General features: G+C 66.1%; 14 protein-coding genes. 8 read left to right on the top strand and 6 right to left on the bottom strand.

Annotated elements, in window-relative coordinates:
* Window positions 1-154: 154 nt before the first annotated feature.
* The 3 genes from BDD21_RS05780 (at window position 155) to BDD21_RS05770 (ending at window position 2438) form a co-directional block, all read left to right on the top strand.
* Window positions 155-919, top strand: coding sequence for an MlaC/ttg2D family ABC transporter substrate-binding protein (locus BDD21_RS05780; RefSeq protein ID WP_120796334.1), 765 nt, complete (start codon window positions 155-157; stop codon window positions 917-919).
* Window positions 920-1131: 212 nt separating this feature from the next.
* Window positions 1132-1668 (top strand): retropepsin-like aspartic protease family protein, encoded by a 537-nt coding sequence (locus BDD21_RS05775; RefSeq protein WP_245969433.1) that lies wholly within the window; start codon window positions 1132-1134, stop codon window positions 1666-1668.
* A gap of 281 nt (window positions 1669-1949) precedes the next feature.
* The gene (locus BDD21_RS05770; RefSeq protein WP_245969431.1) at window positions 1950-2438 is read left to right on the top strand and encodes a retropepsin-like aspartic protease family protein; all 489 of its coding nucleotides are present in this window, start codon (window positions 1950-1952) and stop codon (window positions 2436-2438) included.
* 143 nt (window positions 2439-2581) lie between these two features.
* On the opposite strand, the gene BDD21_RS05765 is transcribed toward BDD21_RS05770, so the two are convergent.
* Window positions 2582-4165 (bottom strand): gamma-glutamyltransferase family protein, encoded by a 1584-nt coding sequence (locus tag BDD21_RS05765; protein ID WP_120796333.1) that lies wholly within the window; start codon window positions 4163-4165, stop codon window positions 2582-2584.
* Between the two features lie 265 nt (window positions 4166-4430).
* On the opposite strand from BDD21_RS05765, the gene BDD21_RS05755 reads away from it, so the two are divergent.
* Together BDD21_RS05755 and BDD21_RS05750 are read left to right on the top strand one after the other, a co-directional pair.
* A complete protein-coding gene (locus BDD21_RS05755) occupies window positions 4431-5870 on the top strand; it encodes a formylglycine-generating enzyme family protein (RefSeq protein ID WP_120796331.1) in 1440 nt (479 codons plus the stop codon).
* Complete coding sequence (locus BDD21_RS05750; RefSeq protein WP_245969429.1) at window positions 5854-6786, top strand: PfkB family carbohydrate kinase; 933 nt, start codon at window positions 5854-5856, stop codon at window positions 6784-6786. The genes BDD21_RS05755 and BDD21_RS05750 overlap by 17 nt, the downstream gene beginning before the upstream one ends.
* An 84-nt stretch (window positions 6787-6870) precedes the next feature.
* Here BDD21_RS05750 and BDD21_RS05745 read toward each other — a convergent pair whose 3' ends face one another.
* The 5 genes from BDD21_RS05745 to BDD21_RS05725 form a co-directional block, all read right to left on the bottom strand.
* The gene (locus BDD21_RS05745) at window positions 6871-7683 is read right to left on the bottom strand and encodes a DUF429 domain-containing protein (RefSeq protein ID WP_120796330.1); all 813 of its coding nucleotides are present in this window, start codon (window positions 7681-7683) and stop codon (window positions 6871-6873) included.
* Between the two features lie 14 nt (window positions 7684-7697).
* Window positions 7698-8738, bottom strand: coding sequence for an NADP(H)-dependent aldo-keto reductase (locus BDD21_RS05740; RefSeq protein WP_120799767.1), 1041 nt, complete (start codon window positions 8736-8738; stop codon window positions 7698-7700).
* Window positions 8739-9024: 286 nt separating this feature from the next.
* Window positions 9025-9579 carry a Spy/CpxP family protein refolding chaperone gene (locus BDD21_RS05735; protein ID WP_120796329.1) on the bottom strand — a complete coding sequence of 185 codons (555 nt, stop codon included), beginning with the start codon at window positions 9577-9579 and terminating at the stop codon, window positions 9025-9027.
* Window positions 9580-9876: 297 nt separating this feature from the next.
* Complete coding sequence (locus tag BDD21_RS05730; RefSeq protein WP_120796328.1) at window positions 9877-10596, bottom strand: response regulator; 720 nt, start codon at window positions 10594-10596, stop codon at window positions 9877-9879.
* Window positions 10597-12129 carry an ATP-binding protein gene (locus BDD21_RS05725; protein WP_120796327.1) on the bottom strand — a complete coding sequence of 511 codons (1533 nt, stop codon included), beginning with the start codon at window positions 12127-12129 and terminating at the stop codon, window positions 10597-10599. It abuts the gene before it with no gap.
* Between the two features lie 541 nt (window positions 12130-12670).
* Between BDD21_RS05725 and BDD21_RS05720 the strand changes: the two genes are divergently transcribed.
* From BDD21_RS05720 to djlA, 3 genes are all read left to right on the top strand, one after another.
* Window positions 12671-13192, top strand: a complete 522-nt coding sequence (locus BDD21_RS05720; RefSeq protein ID WP_120796326.1) for a hypothetical protein — start codon at window positions 12671-12673, stop codon at window positions 13190-13192.
* Between the two features lie 301 nt (window positions 13193-13493).
* Complete coding sequence (locus BDD21_RS05715; RefSeq protein WP_120796325.1) at window positions 13494-14159, top strand: energy-coupling factor ABC transporter permease; 666 nt, start codon at window positions 13494-13496, stop codon at window positions 14157-14159.
* 13 nt (window positions 14160-14172) lie between these two features.
* A complete protein-coding gene (djlA, locus tag BDD21_RS05710) occupies window positions 14173-14994 on the top strand; it encodes a co-chaperone DjlA (protein WP_120796324.1) in 822 nt (273 codons plus the stop codon).
* Window positions 14995-15005 lie beyond the last annotated feature (11 nt).

Raw genomic sequence — 15005 nt, 5'->3', positions numbered from 1 at the left:
TGCCGGATTCGGGCGATTCCGAGTCCTGCCGATGCCCGATAGTTTATACCCTGCCGCTTGCTTTTCCCCGAGCCCGTTGGCAGGCTCCAAGCCTGCCGGGTGCCTAAAGGGCGCTTGGCGGATGACGAAAAACAACATGTTTGGGAGGAATTCGATGAAGTCTCGTTCTTTGGTGCCGCTCCTCGTCTTACTCGGAGCCGCTGTCGGCGCCTCCGCCCAGCCTTACGGCTACCCTCCCCAACCCATGCCTCAGGGCTACGGCCCGATGCCGATGCCCTACGGCGGCGCTTATCCGGCCATGCCGTCCATGCCGGCTATGCCCGCCGTCCCGGCTCGCCCCGAGCGTCCGGCCGCGCCGCCCGAGCGTGCGCAGAACGCGGCGCCGGCTCGGGGTGCCGATGCGCCTGCCGAGGTGCCCGAGAGTCCTGCAGCCGCGGCCAGCGCGACGCTCAAAGAGGGCATGGATAAGCTCCTCGCCTTTCTCGCTCTTAAGGAGGCACCGAACCGGCTCCAGGTCGCCGCCTTCCTCGACCGCGAGATCGCACCCTATTTCGACTTCGAGCAGATGGCCAAGTGGGTGGCCGGTCCAGCGGCCGAAGGCATGAGTGCCGAGGATAAGAAGGCGTTGGCAGCACGGTTGGAGGCCGATTTCCTCGGCACCTTGGCGTCCCGGCTGATGGACTATCAGGGGCAGCAGATCCGCATGTTGCCTCCGCGCATGGGGCCGCGCGGCGACGTCACCGTCAACGTGGCGCTGCTGGGCGCGCAGAACTATCCCGCCAAGCTCGAGTTTCGGATGTACAACGCGTCGACCGGCTGGCGCGTCTACGATGTCGTGGCGAACGGTCAAAGCGCGGCGGCCTATTACCGGGTGCAGTTCCAGCGCATGGCCGGACAGGGGGCCGTGCCGACGCGTTGATCCTCGACCGAGCCGCGCCTTCCGGCGCGGCTCGGTCGGTGTGAATCAATTCGCACCTACGTGGTCTGCACGTACCGCCGGTCCCAGGCCGAGCGAACCACTTCAAGGAGAAGTAGCCAAAGCCCTTACACTCGACCTTGCGAGAGGTCGCGACCGGCGATCAAATCGCCCGACCGGGGGCCGACCATGGGGAGCCGACGATGGATGGACCGATGAACAGCGCGCCGCCCGGCGCCGACGACATGCCATCCAAAGTCGGTCGGGCGATGTTGTTTGCGGCATGGGTCGTCGGATTGGCTCTGCTGGCGATGTTCTTCGATGGCGTGATTACCGGTCGGGACAACCCCAACCCGGATCCGGTCGCGTTGCACAGCAGCAGCGGGGTCCCCGAGGTTCGCCTCGAACGCAACCGTGCCGGACATTATGTCGCCGGCGGCCGGATCAACGGCGAGCCGGTGCGCTTTCTGATCGACACGGGTGCAACCGACGTCGCCTTGCCCCTGTCCTTGGCCGAACGCCTGTCGCTTCCGCTCAGACCCGGCGGGATGAGCAAGACCGCAAACGGCATGGTGCGGACCTGGACCACACGGCTCGACACCGTCGACCTCGGCGGATTGGTCGCGCGCAACGTCCGCGCGACGGTCTTGCCGAACATGCCCGGAGACGATGTCCTGCTGGGGATGAGTTATCTGAGTCATCTGGAGCTGATCCAGCGCGGCGGCGTGCTGACGCTGCGTCCTCACCGCTGACCATCGCGAACCGCGTCTTGGTGTCGGCGTCCCGCACCGATTCTCGACGATACAACCTCGTCATCTTTACGGTTTCGGTTTAAGCTCAAGCGCTCCCGCGCGATGGCGCGACGGCTCGATACCGTCGCGATCGGCGGGTGGCTGGCCTGCGGCGATCCAGCCCCGCGATCGGGTTCGGAGCACACGCCGACGGCGATTTCGTGCGTGTCGACGCGACCCGGAAAACCATGATCAGACTGCAACGAATCCGAGACAAAGCCATCGCTGGGCTCAGACGCAAGATGCCGATCCCTCTGTTCCTGCTCGTGAGCCTGTTGGTGATCCTGTTGGCGCGCGATCTGGCTGCGCGCCGGGATAATCCGAATCCGAACCCGGTCGCCTATCTCGGCGCCGGAGGCGTGCCCGAGGTGGTCTTAAAAGAGAATCAGGTGAGTCAGTACGTGACCACCGGACGGATCAACGGGACCCCCATCGAGTTTTTGGTCGATACCGGGGCCGTGGATGTCGCCATGCCCTACATGGTCGCCCAGACGCTCGGCTTGACGCTCCAGCCCGGCGGGGTCAGCAAGACCGGCAACGGCGATGTCCGCACCTGGGTCGCGCGGTTGGAGAGTGTGGATGTCGGCGGACTGGTCGCCTACAACCTGAGCGCCACCATCCTCCCCAACATGCAGGGCGATCAGGTCTTGCTCGGCATGGCCTACCTCAGACGCATGGAGCTGGTCCTGCGCGGCGGGGAGATGATCCTTCGGCCGTATTCAGGTGAATAAGTAACCTGTCGGAAATGAGTTGAGCACCGAATCTAATCGTTGTCGTTGTCGTTGTCGTTGTCGTTGTCGATTGCGATTACGACAACGACAACTGTGGCAAAGATCTTCTGTCGTCGAGTTGCTCTTTCATTTTTGAAGCGTTCCTAACCGACCTGGAGCGCAGCCCCGCCGCGCCTCGGATCGCCCGCGCCGTGCGTGCTGCCGTCGGGGGCGACCGCAACACTGTGGGCGCCGCCGAAGAACACGCTTTCCCGATTCCAGACCTTGAGCCCCGGCCAGTGCTTGCCGAGTGTGGCGATCGTGTCGTCCGTGATCGGCGGCTCGAGATTCAGTACCCCGTCTTCGTAGTGCATCCGGGGAGACGCCACGGCTGCCTCGAGATCGAGCCCGAAGTCGATCAGATTGGAGACCACCTGCAGGATGGCGCTGCGGATCCGGTTGGATCCGGAGGAGCCGGTCACGACCCAACCCCCGTCCGCCAGTGCCAGAAGGCTCGGCGCCATCATGGAGCTGATGCGCCGATTGGTTGGCCAGCGGTGAAAGCCGTGTGGGTTGATGTCCTCTTCACCCAACATGTTGTTCAGCATGATGCCGGTGCCGGGCAGCACATAGCCGGCGCCCTCGCCGTTGGAGAGGGTCACGCTGGCGAGGTTGCCCTCGCGATCGGCGACGCTGATCTGCGTGGTCCCGCGGCTGAAGGTCGCCGCGCCCTCCATGAGCCTGCGATAGGCTTCCGGAATGCTCGGGGCCAGCGACGGGACTGGCTCCGAGACCAGCGCGGAGCCTGGCGCCGAGAGCGGCTCGGCGAGCGCATCCGGCTGCGCGCGGCGCAGGCGTTGAGTCAGCTCCTGAGCAAGGGCGAGTGCGTGTAGATGCGCGGGGCTGCCGCGTCCGAGGCGGTCCGGCTCGGCGGCATCGAGCAGACCCAGGGTGACGCCGAGCAAGAACCCGCCTTGGGAAGGTGGCGGGTTGGTGTAGAGATGTGCCCCGCGATAGGGGTGGACGAGCGGGGCGCGGCGTTCGACCCGGTAGTCGGCGAGATCCGCCGCGCTCAGATGTCCTCCGTGCTCGGCGCAATCACGGACCAAGCGTGCTCCCAAGTCGCCGTGATAGAAGGGATCCGCGCCCTCGCGGGCGATCCACTCCAGGGTCTCGGCAAGCTGCGGGTTGCACAGCCGTGCACCGACCGGGGCGAGCCGATCGGGTTGATTCGGGTCGGCATAGAGTGCAAGTGACGCAGGGCTCGCGTGCAGGATCGGCGCGACGATCTCGGCGATATCCCGCTGGACGCGGTTCACGATCACTCCGTCGCGGGCGAGGCGACAGGCCGGCGCGACGATGGCCTCGAGTGCAAGCCGACAGTGCTCGCGATGGATCGCGACGAGACCGGCGATCGTCCCGGGTGTCGCGATCGATCCCTGTCCGATATGGAATTCCTGCGTGGCGTCGCCGAAGTCCGCGAGGATCGGATAGAACTCCAGCTCCTGCTCCGGGCGATGTCGCCGCGGGGTCTGCGCGAAGAAGTCGAAGAGCACGGGCGACGCGCCGGCGGGTCGGGCGAGCAGAAAGCCGCCGCCGCCAAGCGAGGCCAGGACCGGCTCGGCGACGCAGGCCGCGCACAGCGCCGCGAGCGCTGCGTCGAACGCATTGCCGCCGGCACGCAGGGCCTCGGCGGCGGCCTCGGCGGTCAGCGGATGCCCGGCCGCCACGCTACCGAGGATGGTCATTGGAGCGGGTTCCGGACGCGTGTGTCGAGTGCATGGCGGAGTTCTCCTGCGCCGATGGCGTGATCCGGGGGGCGGGACGGTCGCCGTCTCTCGTGCCGGACGTGTCCGCTCGCTGTTGCCCGAGGCTGCGGCGGAGGTTCAACCCGGGGTGCAACCGACCGCCGATCATGCGAATCTTACGCGCCGGACCCGCACTCGCGAGCCGCATGATCCGACGATGTTGCCCGACGCTCAAGCCGGTGTAACCAACCCGATGCCCTCCTGAATGGTCGACGAAACGAACTTACAGCCCCTGCAAGGCGATCGCACCGAGACCGACTCACTGCGACAGGCCTTGGGCGAGATGCGTCGCGAGGCCCAGCAGGAGGTCGCGCGCATCAATCGCCGGCTGCGCGAGCGCTCCGCCGTCGAGGGCGGAGCGGCCTCGGCCGCGGAGAAGCTCGCCCTGCGTCAGGAACTCGACAGCCTGCAGCGGACCCTCGGCGCAAAAGAGCAGGCGCTCGATGCGATCACCGAGGAGTGTCGCCGTCTCGAGGACGTCCTGGAGGATCAGCATCTGGTCTTCGACGGCCTGCGCAAAGAGGTCGAGCGGCGCGATCTTTCCCTGAAGTCCGCCCAAGACGAGGTCGGCCGCTTGCGGCAGGCCCTTCTCGATCTTCAGGCGCAGGGGAGCGAGCCCGCCCTGCTCGCGCCGGCACCGCCGCGCGGGCCGTCAGCCGAGCCACCTCGGATCCGGCGTCGCGCGATCAGCGTCGGCCTCTGGCCGCTGCTTCTGCTCCCGGCGTTCGTCCTGCTCGTCCTTTTCGTTTGGCTGCGTGCCGAGCGTCCGCCGGCCCCCGCAACCCCGGAAGTCGCCTCCTCGGAGTCCTCTGCAACGCAGCCCGCGACCGGGGCGAGCGAACTGCCGTCCGGGACCGAGCCGACATCCGGGCCGACATCCGGGCCGACATCCGGGCTGGCTGAGCCCTCGATCGTCTCTGTCCCGACACAGCGTGATCGGCTGCGCAACGGCGGGTTTGGTCCGACGCTCGCGAGGCTCCCGGGCGGGCGTTTTCCGATGGGCCGAAATCTCATGGTCGCGAGCGATTTCGGGCCGGCGCGCGAGGTTGAGATCGCGCCCTTCTTGATGGGGGTCTACGAGGTCACCTTCGAGGAATACGATCGTTTTGCCCGCGCCGTCGGCCGTGGATTTGCGAAGGACTTCGGTTGGGGTCGAGGCAACCGCCCGGTGGTCGGGGTGAGCTGGGACGATGCCCGCGCCTATACGGCCTGGCTCTCCCGCGAGACCGGACGCAGCTACCGCCTGCCGAGCGAGGCCGAATGGGAGTATGCGGCGCGAGCCGGCGGGCGCGGATCCTACTGGTGGGGGTTCGGCCTGGAGCCGAATCGGGCGGTCTGTTTCGATTGCGGCAGCGCCTGGGACAACCGCTCGACGGCGCCCGTGGGGGGCTTCGACCCGAGCCCCTTCGGTCTCCACGACACGGCAGGCAATGTCATGGAGTGGGTCGAGGACTGCTATCAGTCGGGCTACGAAGGCGCACCGAGCGACGGCCGGGCCCGTACGGACGGTCCCTGCACCGATCGCGTCGCCCGCGGCGGCGCCTTCAACAAACCTTCCGCCTCGATGCGAACCTTTGTTCGTGCACGCTTCGTTCCGGGAACGCGTCTGAATATGCTGGGGTTCCGCGTTGCACGCGATCTCTGATCCTGCCGAGACCGTGCGGGGGCGCTCCGCCGGCCCCGTGTTGGGTGTCGGCATCGCCGTGCTCGATCTCGTCTACGAGGTCGCGGTCTATCCCGCCGAGGACGACGAGGTCCGCGCCCTGGCCATGCGCCGGGTGCGCGGCGGCAATGTCACCAACAGTCTCGCCGTGCTGTCGCAGCTCGGACACGACTGCCGTTGGGTGGGTATCCTGGGCGACGACCCCGCGGCCGACCTGATCCTCGCCGACCTTGCCGATCAGGGTATCCACGCGCGGGAGGCCATGCGGGTGCCCGGCGGGACCACCCCGACCTCGTCGATCCTGCTCAGCCGCGGAGGCGGCAGCCGGACCATCGTCCATTTTCGGGACCTGCCCGAGCTGAGTGCGGACGATTTCGGACGGGTCTCGCTCGATGGACTCGCCTGGGTCCATTTCGAAGGGCGCAACCCGCTGGAGACCGCACGGATGATCCGCCGTGTCCGCGAGGAGGCCCCGGATGTGCCGATCTCGGTCGAGCTGGAGAAATCCCGTCCCGGGATCGAGGCGTTGCTGCATGGCCCGCAACTGTTGCTGGCGAGTCGCGCCTTTGCGCGTGCCGGCGGACGCGAGGATCCGGGTGACTTTCTGGAGGATCTCCTCGTGCGCAGCGATGCACGGCTTTGCGTTGTTGCTTGGGGCGCGGACGGTGCCGCATTCCTTGCCCGCGGCGGTCAAGTCCAGCGGGTGCCGGCCTACGTCCCGACGCGTGTCGTCGATACGCTGGGTGCGGGCGATGTCTTCAATGCCGGGGTCATCCATGGCCTGCTGCAGGGTCGGCCCGCCGCGGAGGCAGTCGTGCAGGCGGTCAAGCTGGCGGGTCTGAAATGCGGGCATCCCGGCATCGTGGTCGAGCGCGAATCGCCGCCGAAATCCGACTGACCGGCTGCTGAAAACAGCCTCCACACGACGATCTGCCGACCGTATCGCGTGCAGATCGGTTCCGATCGCGCGTGCATCGGTGCGTCAGCCGCCGATCGGGTGCGCGATCGCCCCTTCCAGACAGTCCATCGCGTCCGGCATCCCGAACCCCGTCTCCCGTTGCGTCCAGGCCCAAGCCGCTTGGATGGCACACAGCAGGGCGTCGAGCCGGTCGCCGCTCGGATCCTCGGCGAGGCTCGGGTCCGCGTCGACCTTCAGGCCGTAGATGGGTTGTGTCGCTCCGTGGAGGATCAGGGCGAGGAGCCTTTTCCTGGCGTCATCTCGCTGCGCTGTCTGCTTGGATCTTGTGTCCTGTTTGTAACCCTGCCTGCCGATGAGCCGACGGGCGAGGACGCCCGGATAGGCTTCGACGACGATCCGCTCGGGGTCGCCGTCTTGGAGTCCCGGAATCCTCACGCCGGCCTTGCGCAGCCGCGGCGCGCCCTCCAAGAACATGAGTCCGACCGGCGTGCCGTAGAGCTTTTGCGGGCTGATCGCCCCGGTCGCACGATCCGTGGCGCGGCGGTGTTCTTTGTCGCCCGGCGGACGGACCGCTCTGTACCCATCCAACGTGGCGCGGAACCCGTCGCGGCCGAGTCCGGCTGCGTGATCCACATAGCCCGCCCAGGTGTCGGGCCAGCCGATGTTCTCGATGAAGGTGCGCGATTGGCCCAAGGGAAAATCGACCCCGGCGATCCATGGCCCGGGTCGCTGCAACGCGGTCTCGAAACCCTCGAAGTCCCGCCATTCGATCAGCTCGCCGGCCTCCAGCCGCAGGCCATCCAAACAGCATTCCAGACAGGTGATGGGCTTGCCGGGACTCGGTCGGCTGGTGAAGTCGATGCCGTAGATCTTCATTCGCCCCTACAGGTTCAAGGCGCCGGATTCGGCTGCCGCGTATGGATCGCCTCGATCTGCGCGATCACCTCGTCCGGGAGCGTGAGATCCGCGCTGGCGAGGTTGGTCTCCAACTGCTCGGGCGTCGTCGCACCGATGATGTTGGAGGTGACGAAGGGGCGGCTCGTCACCCAGGCGAGGGCCATCTGCGCCGGGTCGAGTCCGTGACGTCGGGCGAGTGCGACATATTCCGCCGTGGCCCGCTCGGCCTCCGGGTTCGAATAGCGGCTGAAGCGCTCGAAGAGGGTGACGCGTGCGCCGGCCGGGCGCGCGCCGTCCAGATACTTCCCCGACAGCACGCCGAATCCGAGCGGCGAGTAGGCCAGGAGACCGCAATCCTCCCGGATGGCGACCTCGGCGAGACCGACCTCGAAGGTCCGGTTCAGCAGACTGTAGGGGTTCTGGATGCTGACCATGCGCGGCAGGACATGCTCCTGCGCGAGTGCGAGGAAACGCATCAGCCCCCAGGGCGTTTCGTTGGAGACACCGATCTGCCGAATCTTGCCGGCTTGGACCAGATCGGCGAGGACCTCGAGGGTCTCCAGCAGGGGGACGCTGTGCGCGTCCTCCTCCGGCGAATAGCCGAGCTTGCCGAAGTAATTGGTCTCGCGATCCGGCCAGTGGAGCTGGTAGAGGTCGATCCAGTCGGTCTGCAGCCGCTTCAGGCTGCCGTCCAATGCCGTCACGATGTTGGTTCGGTCCAAGCGCGCCTTGCCGCCGCGAACATGCGGCAGCCATGCGCCCGGACCGGCAACCTTGGACGCCAAAACCACCTGGTCCCGACAACCGCGCGACGCGAACCAGTTGCCGATATAGGCTTCGGTGTGGCCGATGGTTTCCGCGCGCGGCGGCACCGGATACATCTCGGCCGTGTCGATGAAGTTGATACCCGCGGCGAGCGCCCGGTCGAGCTGTGCGTGTGCATCGGCCTCGCTGTTCTGCTCGCCGAAGGTCATGGTGCCGAGGCAAAGCGCGCTGACGCGGATGTCGGTGCGTCCGAGTGGTCTGAGTTCCATTGCGTCCTCCTCAATCGTATCCATGGTCGGACGAATCGCCAGACCCATTGATCAACGTTGGAACCCGGCGGATGGTATTGAGCGGCGGGCGGGTCCGATAGGATGTATCACTACATCCCAATTTGGTCGCCCGTGATTCAAGTCAAGGAAGAAGGCATCATCCGGCCGATGGCCGATGGCCGATGGCCGACGGGCGCTGCCCGAGCAGGCAGCGGAGATGGCTGCGCTGCTGTCCAATGCCCCGGCCGGAGCCCATTAAACCCGTCGTCGGCCGGGGCTTGAGCCATCAGAACGCCGGCCCGCCGCGAGGCTTGTCCTTCGCACAGGGTTCGCCCGGACCGCCACGCTTGGATCCGGGTCCGCGGGCCTCGAACCGCTTGAGCTGATCCTCGGTCAGGACGGCCTTGATCTGCTCTCGGATCTCGTCTCGGGTCATGCCCGAGTCGTCGTGCTTGGTCTGCATGACGGTGCGCACCTCGGCGACCTGCTCCTCGCTCAGATCCAGTCGGTCGGCGAGCCGGTTGAGATGCCTTTCCATCCGAGAGTCCCGCTGCTCTTCGATGCGTGCCTGTTGCTCGGGCGTGAGAACGGCGCCGATGCGTGCCTGCACCTCTTCACGCTGTTGCAGTGCCTGTGCGCGTTGCCCCTCCAGGATGGTTCGGATCTCGCTCTGCTGCTCGCTCGTCAGATCCAGGGTCCGGGTCATCCGTTCGATGCGCTGGTCCGCGAACGCGCTCGGGTCTTGATGGTAGCCGCGAGGTCCGGCCAAGACCGAGGTGGCCATGACGGCCGTGACGGCGAACGCCAAGGTTGCAGTGCGGAAGCTCTTGCCTGTGTTCATACTGTGTCACCTTTGATGTCTTCGTTGCGCCCCGGGAGGGTCCCGATGCGATGTCGAGTCCAGTCCCGACGCACTGCAGGTTAGGTGACCAGGGTGCAGGGGTTGTGCAGAGATCGTGCAGATTTCGTGGAAGCGGCCGGGGCCGGTCAGTAGGGAGGACGAGCGAGAGCGAAGTCCACCGAGCCCCGGGCCGAGGCTGGTGGACTGCGCTGCGCTTGTCCACCCTACGGCGCTTCTCCACCCTACCCAACTTGTCCACCCTTGGCGCTTGTCCACTCGACCCAACCGATCAGCGGCTCAGCCAGGGTCGTGCGAGACGGCCGCGTCGGCGTCGGGCTCCTCGTAGCGATAGCCGACACCATAGACCGAGTGGATCAGCTCGATATCCGGCGCCAGCTCGGTGAGTCGGCGCCGGAGCTTCTTGATGTGGCTGTCGATGGTGCGATCGGACACGACCCGGTTGTCGGAATAGATCCGGTCCATGAGTCGGTCGCGCGAGAGGATCCGGCCAGCGGCCTGATGGAGCGCAGCGAGCAAAGCAAATTCCACTGCGGTCAGCGTGATGACCATGCCGTCGTGCGAGACCTGCAAGCGCTCCGGCTCGAGTGTCAAGAAACCGCCCCGGCGGTGCTCGAGCGACCGGCTCGTTCGTCTCAGGACGGCCTTGACGCGCGCCACCAACTCTCGCGGGCTGTAAGGTTTGCAGACATAGTCGTCGGCACCCAGCTCAAGCCCCAGCAGGCGATCGATCTCCTCGACCCGTGCCGTCGTCATGATGATGGGCACCTGAGCGCGGCTGCGCACCTCGCGACAGATGCTCAACCCGTCCTGACCCGGCAACATGAGGTCGAGCAGGATCAGATCCGGTCCTTCGCGCTCGATCCAGGCGACTGCACCCGTGCCGGTCGCCAGGTGATGGACCCGGAAACCGTCCGCACGCAGATAGTCGCCGACCACGTCGGCCAAGCGCTCCTCGTCCTCGACGATGAGGATCAGCGGCAGTGCAGGTTGGTGCATTTAACTCGTCCCCTCTCGGTCTGTCGGCAGCTCGATGCGGATCGCACAACCGCCCGCTGCCGCAGCCTGTGCCTCGATCGTCCCGCCATGGGCCAACACCACGTTTTTCGCGATCGCAAGTCCCAGTCCGGCGCCGCCCGTGTGGCGGCTGCGCGAGGCATCGACCCGATACAGCCGGTCGAAGAGTCGGGGCAGGTCTTCGGGCGGGACGCCGGGCGGGGTGTCCTCGAAGGTGATCCGATAGCCGCCGACCGGACCTGCGCTCAAAGTCACCGTCAGCCCCCCGCCCGGATCCGTGTAGCTCAGGCTGTTGTGAAGGAGGTTGCCGATGAGTTGGGAGATACGGCCCGCGTCGGCGTGCAGCGGAGCACACTCGGCGGAACCCGAGTCGCGCCGACCGGCGAGCCGATTGTCGAAGACCAAGGCGAGTCCCGCGGCCTCGAAACGCGTCCGGAAGGCATCGATATTCTCTCGGAGGATCTCGGCAAGGTCGATCTCCTGCATGCGGTAGGCGAGTGCACCGAGATCCGTCGTCGCAAGGTCGTTCAGGTCCTCGACCAACCGCGAGAGTCGTAGCACGTCCCCGTGCAGCCGATCGACCTCCGCGCGCTCCAGCGGCCTTACGCCATCCTGCATCGCTTCCAGTTGCGCCCGCAACAGCGCGATCGGCGTGCGCAGCTCATGCGAGATGTCTGCGACCCACTGACGCCGCGCCCGGTCGTTGCGCCCCAGGGCATCCGCGAGTGCGTTGATGTCGCGGCCCAAGCGGGCGATCTCGTCGCCGCCTGCGACCGCCACGCGAGCGTCATAGTCCCCGGCTGCCAGTCGACGAGCCGTCTGCTGGAAGTCTTGAACCGGTCGGATGAGACGACTGGACAGCGGATAGGCCAAGGCGGCCGCGAGCGCCAGCATCGCCGCTACAATCAGCCAGAGGCGCCCACCCTGACGCTCGACGAAATGCAGATCGGCGAGCTCCGCGACCGGGGGACCCGCGATGACCGCCAGCTCGCCGATCGGCGCGCCGTCGAGATCCAACGGAAAACGCCGAGTGTCGGGCAACAACTCCGGCCGTCCGTAGATCGGGGTGCCATCGGCGTCGAGCAGCATCAAACGTAGCTCGATCGGCGGACCCTGATCCCGTCGCTCATTCCGCAAGGACGGCGACGGTGGCCAGACGAAGCCATCGCCGCCGTCCGCCTGATGATGCGCTCCGATGAAGCGTCGCGCCCACGGAGGAGGGCGCGCGCCCTCGCCCGGTCCGCCCCGACGCCCCTCCGAGGGCCAATCGCGCCCCAGCAGCGCGCCGAGCCACAGCCGCGGCGATGCGCGCAGCGGCGCCCAGCCCTCCTCTCGGGCATAGATCTCGATGAGACGCTCGGCAATGACCTCTACGCGCGCCTGCTCACGCGCCTCGGCCAGCTCGACCAATCCGCGTTGAAGCGACCAGTGCACGAACGCCTGCGTGCCCGACAACACCAGGACGCAGGCGAGCAGAAGCGTGAGGAAGACCTTGGTGTGGATGGAGAGTGACATCTTGACGGCAGCTCCGGACGGCTCGGTATGAGCGGCCTCTGCTCGGGCTTGTGCCTCGGGCGCAGCCTCATTTCGAGTGAATCGGTCGGGTCGACCCATGCTCGGCGCACCCAACGCCGTCGGGTGGCATTCGTTCTCGATCGACGGGGCGACGGTAACAGGCGACGGTGCACCAAAAAAGGAACGGGATCGACCCCGACGCTCTTCCTCTACATTTCGCAATGCGCGATGCACAACTGTGCGTTTCAATGGCACCTCACGGATTTCGCGCTCAATCCATCAGAACCCGCGCATGTCCCGTGCCTGTCGGCCGCGCCGCCATCGGGTGCGATCTTGGGAATTTCTCCGCAAGCCTAGCGAGCCGTCAGGCCGGCGGAAGACGACGACTGCAAGTCGTCGATCCCGGGATGTCGCCGCTTCGCGACGATCGCCGGCGGACTTCAGACCTGCCGGATGAGCAGGGCCACCGTCTCGCACACCTGACGCTGTGCTCCGACGAGCGCGAGGCCACCTGACTCGTCGACCTGAAGCGGAGAGCACTATGCAGATAAAACGCATTCTCGATCACGGATTCCGTCCGGCCATCATGGCGCTCTACATCGGGGCGGTAGGCCCGGTCCAGGCACAGTCCTTCGTCGTGGAGAATGGCGTGATCAGCGGCGTGAGGGGTATCGAGATCCAAGGCAGCCTGTACGACGTCACCTTTGCGGATGGCTCCTTCAATGGCGTTTACCCAGCGCAACTCAGTGGATACGGGCCGCTTGCACAGGAGGTCGCCGAAGCCCTCCTCAATGCAAGCGAGAGTGGTGCGCTCAGGGCCGATCCCGGCGAGCAACGGAATCTGCAGCTCCAGGGATGCAGCTCTCGCGAATCCTGCACGGTCTTGATCCCTGAACACTCGACAGGCACGTCACCCTCTGCGCAAACGACCTACGCGGTCGAAGTGATCTATTCCCTGGCGGATTTCCGCTCGGTCACCTCCAAGCTGTGGCCGTTCGACGCATCCACGGACACCGCGCTCATGCCCGACATGCTGTACGCGATCATCACTCCTGCCCGCTAAGGAATCATCTACCCGATGGCCGACGGAGCGCTGCCGGAGCGAGCGGCGGACATGGCTGCCATGATCGCGGACGTTTGAGTCTCCGCCATTTCTCGTTACGCCGCCGTTCCTTGCCGCTCAACTCCGGGTGAACTCCGGCCGTTTCTCCCTTGCCCACGCCGAACCGTGGTTCGTTCGGATACCGGAAGCCCGACACTCCGCGAAGCCCTCCATCGCGCGCACAGAGTTGATCCTCTCGAAAACCTACCTAATTTCGCACAGATGAGGTCACCCTGACCAAGCCACTTCCGACAGGCGCGACATGACGATCGACGGTACGCTGTTTTCGCCGGCCCTGCTCTGGGTCATGAATCTGCTCTTCGCCTTCATCCTGCTGCTCGCCTTGCGGTTGACGCCGTGGCGGAAGTTTCGCGACATGGAGCATTTGAACGTCTTTCTCGGGGCGGTCGTTGCGCTGCTCGTGCTCTGGCACATGGACGTTCAGGTGCAGTCCGGGTTGTCGTTTCATCTGCTCGGGGTGACGGCCATCACCCTGATGTTCGGGTGGTCGTTGGCGGTGATCGGGGCTGCGTTGGTGCTGCTCGGGGTGGTTCTGAACGCGGGAACGGGCTGGGACGGGTTCGCGATGAATGCCCTCCTCACGGGTGTCGTGCCGGCGACCCTGACCCAGGTCGCCTTGATCCTGATCCGCTGGTATCTGCCCAAGCAGTTTTTCGTCTATGTGCTGGTGAACGGGTTCTTGACCGCGGGTCTGGTGGGGGTGATGACCGGCTATCTGGCCGCTTGGTTGTTGGTAGTCAGCGGCGCTTACAGCTTCGCGGATCTCAGCGAAACGGTGCTACCCTTCTTTCCTTTGATGTTCATGCCGGAGGCCTTCCTGAACGGCTGGATCTTGGCCGTGCTGGTTGCGTTCAAGCCGCAGTGGGTCTACTCCTTCAGCGATGAGCAGTATCTAAAAGGCAAATAAGGGAGTTTTCGACATGGGTTGGGTCGGCACAGCCGTCGGCGGCGCGATCGGTCTGGTCGTGGGAGGTCCGGTCGGCGCGGTATTCGGCGCGGCCTTGGGTCAGGGCGTGGATCGGGGCTGGATCGGCGGTCCGCGGCGACCCGCCTTGACGGGTGCGCAACGGGCACGGGTCCAGGCGCGTTTCTTCGAGACGACCTTCTTGGTGATGGGCCATGTCGCCAAGGCCGACGGGCGTGTCAGCGAGGCCGAGGTCGCCTTGGCGCGTTCCGTGATGGATCGGATGTCTTTGGGTACCGACCAGCGCCGCGTGGCGATCGATCTTTTCAACCAAGGTAAATCGTCCGACTTCGATCTGGCGGGCGCCATCGCTGCGTTGAAGGCCGTCTGCACGGGTCAAGGGACCTTGATTCACCTGTTCCTCGAGGTGCAGCTCCTGACCGCCTATGTGGACGGCGCCCCGACGCCGGACCAGCGGCGCGCGCTCGAGACCATTCGGCGCGGGCTCAACGTCTCGGCCTTCGCCTATCGGCAGCTCGAGAACCTTTTGGTGCTGCAGCAGCGGATGTATGCCGGTGCGACTGGGCAGGCCGGCCGCGGCAGATCCTCGTCAGCGTCAAGACCGGCGCCGCTCGTCAGCGCCTACGCGACCCTGGGGGTCGGCCCCAAGGCGAGCGATGCGGAGATCAAGACGGCGTATCGGCGCCTGATGAGTCAACATCACCCGGACAAGCTGATGGCGAAGGGTCTGCCGGAGGAGGCGATGCGCATGGCTTCGCTGAAGACGCAGGAGATCCGGCGTGCCTACGAGACCATCACGGAGGCGCGGGCGGCCTAGTGCCGAGTGAA

The sequence above is a fragment of the Thiocapsa rosea genome (assembly GCF_003634315.1).
Taxonomy (GTDB): domain Bacteria; phylum Pseudomonadota; class Gammaproteobacteria; order Chromatiales; family Chromatiaceae; genus Thiocapsa; species Thiocapsa rosea.
Note: the sequence above shows the minus strand (reverse complement) of the source record. Positions and strands in the feature narration are given on the sequence as shown.

Excerpts from the sequence above, each read along its gene's own strand:
- BDD21_RS05715 (WP_120796325.1), top strand. The coding sequence starts at position 13,494 with ATGACGATCGACGGTACGCTGTTTTCGCCGGCCCTGCTCTGGGTCATG.
- djlA (WP_120796324.1), top strand. The coding sequence starts at position 14,173 with ATGGGTTGGGTCGGCACAGCCGTCGGCGGCGCGATCGGTCTGGTCGTG.
- BDD21_RS05755 (WP_120796331.1), top strand. The coding sequence starts at position 4,431 with ATGGTCGACGAAACGAACTTACAGCCCCTGCAAGGCGATCGCACCGAG.
- BDD21_RS05770 (WP_245969431.1), top strand. The coding sequence starts at position 1,950 with ATGCCGATCCCTCTGTTCCTGCTCGTGAGCCTGTTGGTGATCCTGTTG.
- BDD21_RS05725 (WP_120796327.1), bottom strand. The coding sequence starts at position 12,129 with ATGTCACTCTCCATCCACACCAAGGTCTTCCTCACGCTTCTGCTCGCC.
- BDD21_RS05735 (WP_120796329.1), bottom strand. The coding sequence starts at position 9,579 with ATGAACACAGGCAAGAGCTTCCGCACTGCAACCTTGGCGTTCGCCGTC.
- BDD21_RS05730 (WP_120796328.1), bottom strand. The coding sequence starts at position 10,596 with ATGCACCAACCTGCACTGCCGCTGATCCTCATCGTCGAGGACGAGGAG.
- BDD21_RS05720 (WP_120796326.1), top strand. The coding sequence starts at position 12,671 with ATGCAGATAAAACGCATTCTCGATCACGGATTCCGTCCGGCCATCATG.
- BDD21_RS05745 (WP_120796330.1), bottom strand. The coding sequence starts at position 7,683 with ATGAAGATCTACGGCATCGACTTCACCAGCCGACCGAGTCCCGGCAAG.
- BDD21_RS05740 (WP_120799767.1), bottom strand. The coding sequence starts at position 8,738 with ATGGAACTCAGACCACTCGGACGCACCGACATCCGCGTCAGCGCGCTT.
- BDD21_RS05780 (WP_120796334.1), top strand. The coding sequence starts at position 155 with ATGAAGTCTCGTTCTTTGGTGCCGCTCCTCGTCTTACTCGGAGCCGCT.
- BDD21_RS05775 (WP_245969433.1), top strand. The coding sequence starts at position 1,132 with ATGAACAGCGCGCCGCCCGGCGCCGACGACATGCCATCCAAAGTCGGT.
- BDD21_RS05765 (WP_120796333.1), bottom strand. The coding sequence starts at position 4,165 with ATGACCATCCTCGGTAGCGTGGCGGCCGGGCATCCGCTGACCGCCGAG.